The following is a 5,769-nucleotide window of genomic DNA, read 5'->3' as shown; positions in this document are numbered from 1 at the left end:
GTGGGGCTGTGCGGCGTCATGGGGCTGCGGGCCGTGACCGCGCTGCTCGAACCGCCGCCGCTGGGCATTTACAGCTACAGCCCGATGCAGGCGGTGTACCTGGCCAGCTACAGCTTCGGCATCCTGCTGCTGAGCATTTCGGCCATCCTGTTGGCCACCGAGCAACTGCGCGGCGAACTGGAGCGCCTGCTCAAGCACGACACCCTGACCGGCGCCTTGACCCGGCGTGCCGCCTTCGAGCACGCGGCCGACGAAATGGCGCGCTGCGCCCGCACCGGCGCGAGCTTTTCGGTGCTGTTGCTGGACCTGGACCATTTCAAGGACATCAACGACCGTTACGGCCACCAGGCCGGGGACCGGGTGCTGGCCGAGTTCGTGCACCGCGTCGAGGCGGTGCTGCGCCGCCCGGCCGCCCTGGGCCGCTGCGGCGGGGAGGAATTTCTGGTGGTGCTGCCCGACACCGATCCGGCCCAGGCGCTGCAGGTGGCCGAGCGCATCCGGCAGCGTTTGCGTGAAAGCACCGCCGAGCCGCGCGTCACGGCCAGCATCGGGGTGGCCACCTTCCGCGGCGGGCATGACACGCTGGACGCCGTCATCGGGCGCGGCGACGCCGCCCTGTACGCCGCCAAGCACCAAGGCCGCGACCGCATCGAGGTCGAAGCGCCCGCGGCCTGAGCCGGCTTGGTCTGATGGGGGGCAAGGGTGCGAAAATCCCACCCATGACCACCCAGATCACCCTCACCCGCCCCGACGACTGGCACCTGCACGTGCGGGACGGCGCCGTCCTGCACACCGTGGTGCCGCACACCGCCGCCCAGTTCGGCCGCGCCATCGTCATGCCCAACCTCAAGCCGCCGGTGACCACCGCCGAGCAAGCGCTGGCGTACAAGGCCCGCATCCAGGCCGCGGTGCCCGCCGGGGTGGACTTCGAGCCGCTGATGACGCTGTACCTGACCGACAACCTGCCGGCCGACGAGATCGCCCGCGCCAAGGCGGCCGGTGTGGTGGCCTGCAAGCTCTACCCGGCCGGCGCCACCACCAACAGCGACGCCGGCGTCACCGACATCCGCAAGACCCACAAAACCCTGGAAGCCATGCAGCGCGAAGGCGTGCTGCTGCTGGTGCACGGCGAAGTCACCAGCCCCGACATCGACCTGTTCGACCGCGAAGCGGTGTTCATCGAACAGCAGCTCGAACCCCTGCGCCGCGACTTCCCCGGCCTGAAGATCGTGATGGAGCACATCACCACCAAAGAAGCGGCCGCTTACGTGGCCGAGGCCGACGCGAACCTGGGCGCCACCATCACCGCCCACCACCTGCTGTACAACCGCAACGCCATCTTCACCGGCGGCATCCGCCCGCACTACTACTGCCTGCCGGTGCTCAAGCGCGAAACCCACCGCCAGGCCCTGGTGGCGGCGGCCACCAGCGGGTCGCCGAAGTTCTTCCTGGGCACCGACAGCGCGCCGCACCCCGCGCACCTGAAAGAACACGCCACCGGCTGCGCCGGCTGTTACACCGCCCACGCCGCCATGGAACTGTACGCCGAGGCCTTTGACGCCGCCGGTGCGCTGGACAAGCTCGAAGGCTTCGCCAGCTTCTTCGGGGCCGACTTCTACGGCCTGCCGCGCAACACCGGCAGCATCACACTCCGCAAGGAAAGCTGGACCCTACCCGAGTCCTACCCGTTCGGCGAGGCCGAGTTGAAGCCCCTGCGCGCCGGCGAGGCCCTGCCTTGGAAACTGGTCTGACCTGAGAGGCGTGGCGGTGAAAGACGACAAAGCCAAAATAGCGTTGCTCATTGACGCCGACAATGCGCCAGCGTCCAAGATCGATGAGATCTTGAGTGAACTGTCGAACCATGGTGTCGTTCATCTGCGCCGCGCCTACGGTAATTGGAAGAAAAACGAGCTCAAGGGCTGGGAAGAACGGCTGCACCAGTTTGCCATCCGTCCGATTCAGCAGTTTGACTACTCCAAGAGAAAAAACGCCAGTGACATGGCGATCACCATCGACGCTGTCGAGTTGTTGTTCACCGACCGCCCCGACGCTTATGCGATTGTTTCGTCGGACGCCGATTTCACCCCTTTGGTGATGCGTTTGCGGGACAAGGGGGCGATGGTGTACGGTTTTGGTGAACGCCACACCCCAGAGCCGTTTGTGAACGCTTGTTCTAGGTTTTTGTATTTGGACCGGCCGGGTACCGAACTGCCTGATCCAGAGGTTCCGTTGGTGGGCGATGGGCCCGCTTTGGACGAGCCTGTCGTCATGCCGCGGATACCCGAAGTGCAGATCCGTCAGGACGCCAAACTGATCAGCTTGTTGAGGGGGTCGGTGATCGCCTGTGAAGATGCCGATGGATGGGCCACGGTGGGTCAAGTGGGCAAGCACATGGCCGACAAGACTTCTTTTGATCTGCGCAACTATGGCTACGCCACGCTGACCAAATTGATGCGTGCGACGGAAGCGTTTGAATTCCGCGACGTGGGGACGCCCAAGGTGGCGGTTCGCGACCGGCGTCACTTTTTGGTGCTTTCCGATTTGCATCGGATGGAATGACACAGCCGATTCTTGAGATGGCCCTTGATTGGGTGTCGCCGTGGTTTGATCCCTGGCGCGTGTCTGGCGGCTTGGCGCAGCAGAAGATGGTATCTGGACTGAGTCCATCAGCGGCATTGAACGCCTTGCAGTCGGCCCCAGTGCGCTTCGTCCCACAAACCGAGCTGCCCGAGGGCGTGGCCTACGAGAGCCACATCCATGCCACCGGCGCCGTGCCCACGCGCGAGAACCTGCACGACTTTTTCAACGCCCTGTGCTGGATGCGTTTTCCGCAGACCAAGCGGGAGCTGAACCGGCTGCAGGCGGGTGCCATAGCCCAGGCCGGGGGCGTGCAGGCCACCCGGGGGCCGCTGCGCGACGCGCTCACCCTGTTCGACGAAAACGCCTTGCTGCTGCAGGCGCCCGAGCCGCTGTGGGACGCCTTGCGCGCCCGCGACTGGGCACGGCTGTTCCTGACCTTGCGCCCGTTGTGGGCGCAGGCCACGGCCGTGACCTTTGGCCATGCGCTGACCGAAAAGCTGGTGGCGCCCTACAAATCCATCACCGCCCACGTACTGTGCCTGCCGGTGCCACCCAACCTGCCGCCCGACCCGGGCACCGGCGCGCACCCCTGGGACAGCTGGCTGGCGGCGCAGCTGACACCCGCGTGGCTGGCCACCAAGCCCTACACGCCCCTGCCGGTGCTGGGCCTGCCCGGTTGGTGGCCTGCCAACCAGGACCCGGCCTTTTACGCCGACCCCGACGTGTTCCGCCCGCCACGCCCGCGCCGCCCGCCGCCGCCCACGGTCCCCACTTGAGGCCGCGCCACACCGCCCTTATATGATGCGAAAGCGTGGGTCCGCGCGGGAACCTGTGCCGTGGCCCGCGGTCATACGCCCCATCACCCCACCACCGGAGTCACCACTGACATGAAACGCATTCTCTTGCTGGTTCTGACCAACCTGGCCGTCATGGCCGTGCTGTTGATCACCACCCGCATCCTCGGCGTGGACCGCTTCCTCACCGCCAACGGCCTGAACCTGACGGCGCTGGCCGGCTTCTCGCTCGTCATCGGTTTCGGTGGCGCCTTCATCTCGCTGCTGATGTCCAAGCCCATGGCCAAGTTCAGCACGGGCGCGCGCGTCATCGGCCAGCCGCAAACGGCGGACGAGGCCTGGATCGTGCAGACCGTGCAGAAATTTGCCGACAAGGCCGGCATCGGCATGCCCGAGGTCGCGATTTTCGAGGGCGACCCCAACGCCTTCGCCACCGGCGCCTTCAAGAACTCGGCCCTGGTGGCGGTCTCCACCGGCCTGCTGCGCAACATGACGCGCGACGAGGTCGAGGCCGTCATTGGCCACGAGGTCGCGCACATCGCCAACGGCGACATGGTGACCATGACCCTGATCCAGGGCGTGATGAACACCTTCGTCGTGTTCCTGAGCCGGGTCATCGGTTACGCGGTGGACAGCTTCCTGCGCAAGGGCGACAGCGAGAGTTCCGGCCCCGGCATCGGCTACATGGTCACCACCATCGTCATGGACATCGTGCTGGGCTTCCTGGCCGCCATCATCGTGGCCTGGTTCAGCCGCCAGCGCGAGTTCCGCGCCGACGCCGGTGCCGCCGCCCTGATGGGCCGCAAGCAGCCCATGATCAACGCGCTGGCCCGCCTGGGGGGCCTGCAGCCGGGCGAACTGCCCAAGAGCATGGCGGCCATGGGCATCACCGGTGGGCTGGGCAAGCTGTTCTCCACCCACCCGCCGATCGAGGAGCGCATCGCCGCGCTGCAGCAGGGCTGACCGCGCGTCAGGTCCGTTGCCACCACCCGCCCGGCGTCCAACGCCCGGCGGGTTTTTTTGACCTCAGCAGGGGCGGACCTTGAACTCGACGCGGCGGTCCAGGGCGTCGCGCAGGTCGTCGGTGCCCGAGCCGACGATGTTTTCGCGGAAGCCGATGCCGGTGGCATTGAGCCGGCCGCCCAGGTTGGGCGACAGGGTTTCGAGCTGCTTCTGCACCGCGGCGGCGCGTTGCAGCGACAACCGGTCATTGTACACCTCGTTGCCGGTGCGGCTGGTGTGTCCGGCCACGGTCAGGCAGGCCTTGACGCTGTCGGCCTCGCGCGCAATCTGGCGCAGCCACATGGCATAGGGCGCGCTGATTTTCGGGTCGGCGATGTAGGCGGTGGAGCCGGGGCTGAACAGGAAGCGCACCGACAGGTTGTTGGTGGCCAGGCCCAGCCCGACGATCTTGCCGAAGGTGGTTTCCGCCGCGGCCGGCTGGTTCAGCTGCACCTGGCACAGGTAGACGCCGTTGAGGGCCTTCATCTGTTGCGCCCCTGGCTGGGTGGCGGCCTGCTGGTACAGGGGCAGGGCGCGGTCGCACTGGCCGTTTTCGTAGCCCTGGTCGGCCTGGGCCACCAGCGCGGCCACCGGCAGTTTGGACAGGTAGAGGTTGTCGGCCTCCTGACCGGTCGCGGTCCGGGCGGTCTTGATCTGGCCTTCGGTGGCGCGGTCTTTGGACAACGCAGGGCTGTCGCGGAAGAAGGCGGTCGGGGTCTCGTCCACCCCCTGGGCCCGCACCCGGGCCACGCTGTGGGCGATGACGAAGCCGGACCTCACGTCGGTCAGCGACACGTGGATCAGAAAGCCGCGGGCGCTGCCCGCCTCGCCGGTGGGGGTGAGGGTGCTGGTCACCACAAACGGGGCCTGGCCGGCGTTGGTGGGGCTCAGCGGTGCGACTTCGTGCCCGGGCAGGCGCGCGGCCAGTTGGGTTTGCAAACCCCGGTCCATGTAGCGGGTGGCGGCGGTTTCCTGGCCGGCCGCGCCTTCCACCACCCGGTCCACCACCACCAGGGGCCGGGTCTTGGCGTCGGCTTTCAGGATCTGCTGCAAGGCGTTCTGGGCCGGGGCAAACCCGGGCGCGCGCAGGGCCTGCGCCACCAGGTCGTCCACCGCGAACTGGAGGCCCTGGTCCAGCAGCGCTTCGCGCGAGAGAGCGCTGGGACGTTCGGGCGCGGGCGGGTTGGACACGCAGCCGCCCAGCGCCAGGGCGGTGCCGAGGGCCAGGGCCGACAGGGGAAGCGAGCGGGGCAGTGAACGGGTCATGGTGGGCGCTTTCATTGGCACTGTTGCAGGAGTTCTTGCCGTTCGCTGGGCGAGATGGTTTCGCCCAGCGCCATTTTGTTGAGCAGCCGGGTGCAGCGCGGCGAGGCGGAAACCGGCGCCGGCGCGG

6 protein-coding genes are annotated in these 5,769 nt (G+C 67.4%); 5 read left to right on the top strand and 1 reads right to left on the bottom strand.

The window, feature by feature from the left end; translation table 11 throughout:
* The 5 genes from HA630_RS13390 to htpX all read left to right on the top strand — a co-directional run.
* Positions 1-675 (top strand): GGDEF domain-containing protein (locus tag HA630_RS13390; protein ID WP_166835346.1); only part of this gene is annotated, 675 nt, incomplete at its 5' end.
* 44 nt (positions 676-719) lie between these two features.
* Positions 720-1,751: a dihydroorotase gene (gene pyrC, locus HA630_RS13385; protein WP_166835344.1), complete on the top strand. Its 1,032-nt coding sequence runs from the start codon at positions 720-722 to the stop codon at positions 1,749-1,751.
* A 16-nt stretch (positions 1,752-1,767) separates the two neighbouring features.
* Positions 1,768-2,559: an NYN domain-containing protein gene (locus HA630_RS13380; RefSeq protein WP_166835342.1), complete on the top strand. Its 792-nt coding sequence runs from the start codon at positions 1,768-1,770 to the stop codon at positions 2,557-2,559.
* 17 nt (positions 2,560-2,576) lie between these two features.
* Complete coding sequence (locus HA630_RS13375; RefSeq protein WP_166835340.1) at positions 2,577-3,356, top strand: DUF3025 domain-containing protein; 780 nt, start codon at positions 2,577-2,579, stop codon at positions 3,354-3,356.
* Between the two features lie 111 nt (positions 3,357-3,467).
* Entirely contained in the window at positions 3,468-4,337 is an 870-nt protein-coding gene (gene htpX / locus HA630_RS13370) for a protease HtpX (protein WP_166835338.1), read from the top strand.
* 63 nt (positions 4,338-4,400) lie between these two features.
* Here the strand turns inward: htpX and HA630_RS13365 are convergent, their stop codons facing one another.
* Positions 4,401-5,642 carry an OmpA family protein gene (locus HA630_RS13365; protein WP_166835336.1) on the bottom strand — a complete coding sequence of 414 codons (1,242 nt, stop codon included), beginning with the start codon at positions 5,640-5,642 and terminating at the stop codon, positions 4,401-4,403.
* Between the last annotated feature and the right edge of the window lie 127 nt (positions 5,643-5,769).

This window comes from Aquabacterium sp. A08 (assembly GCF_011742065.1).
This window is presented reverse-complemented; position numbering and strand designations above follow the sequence as displayed.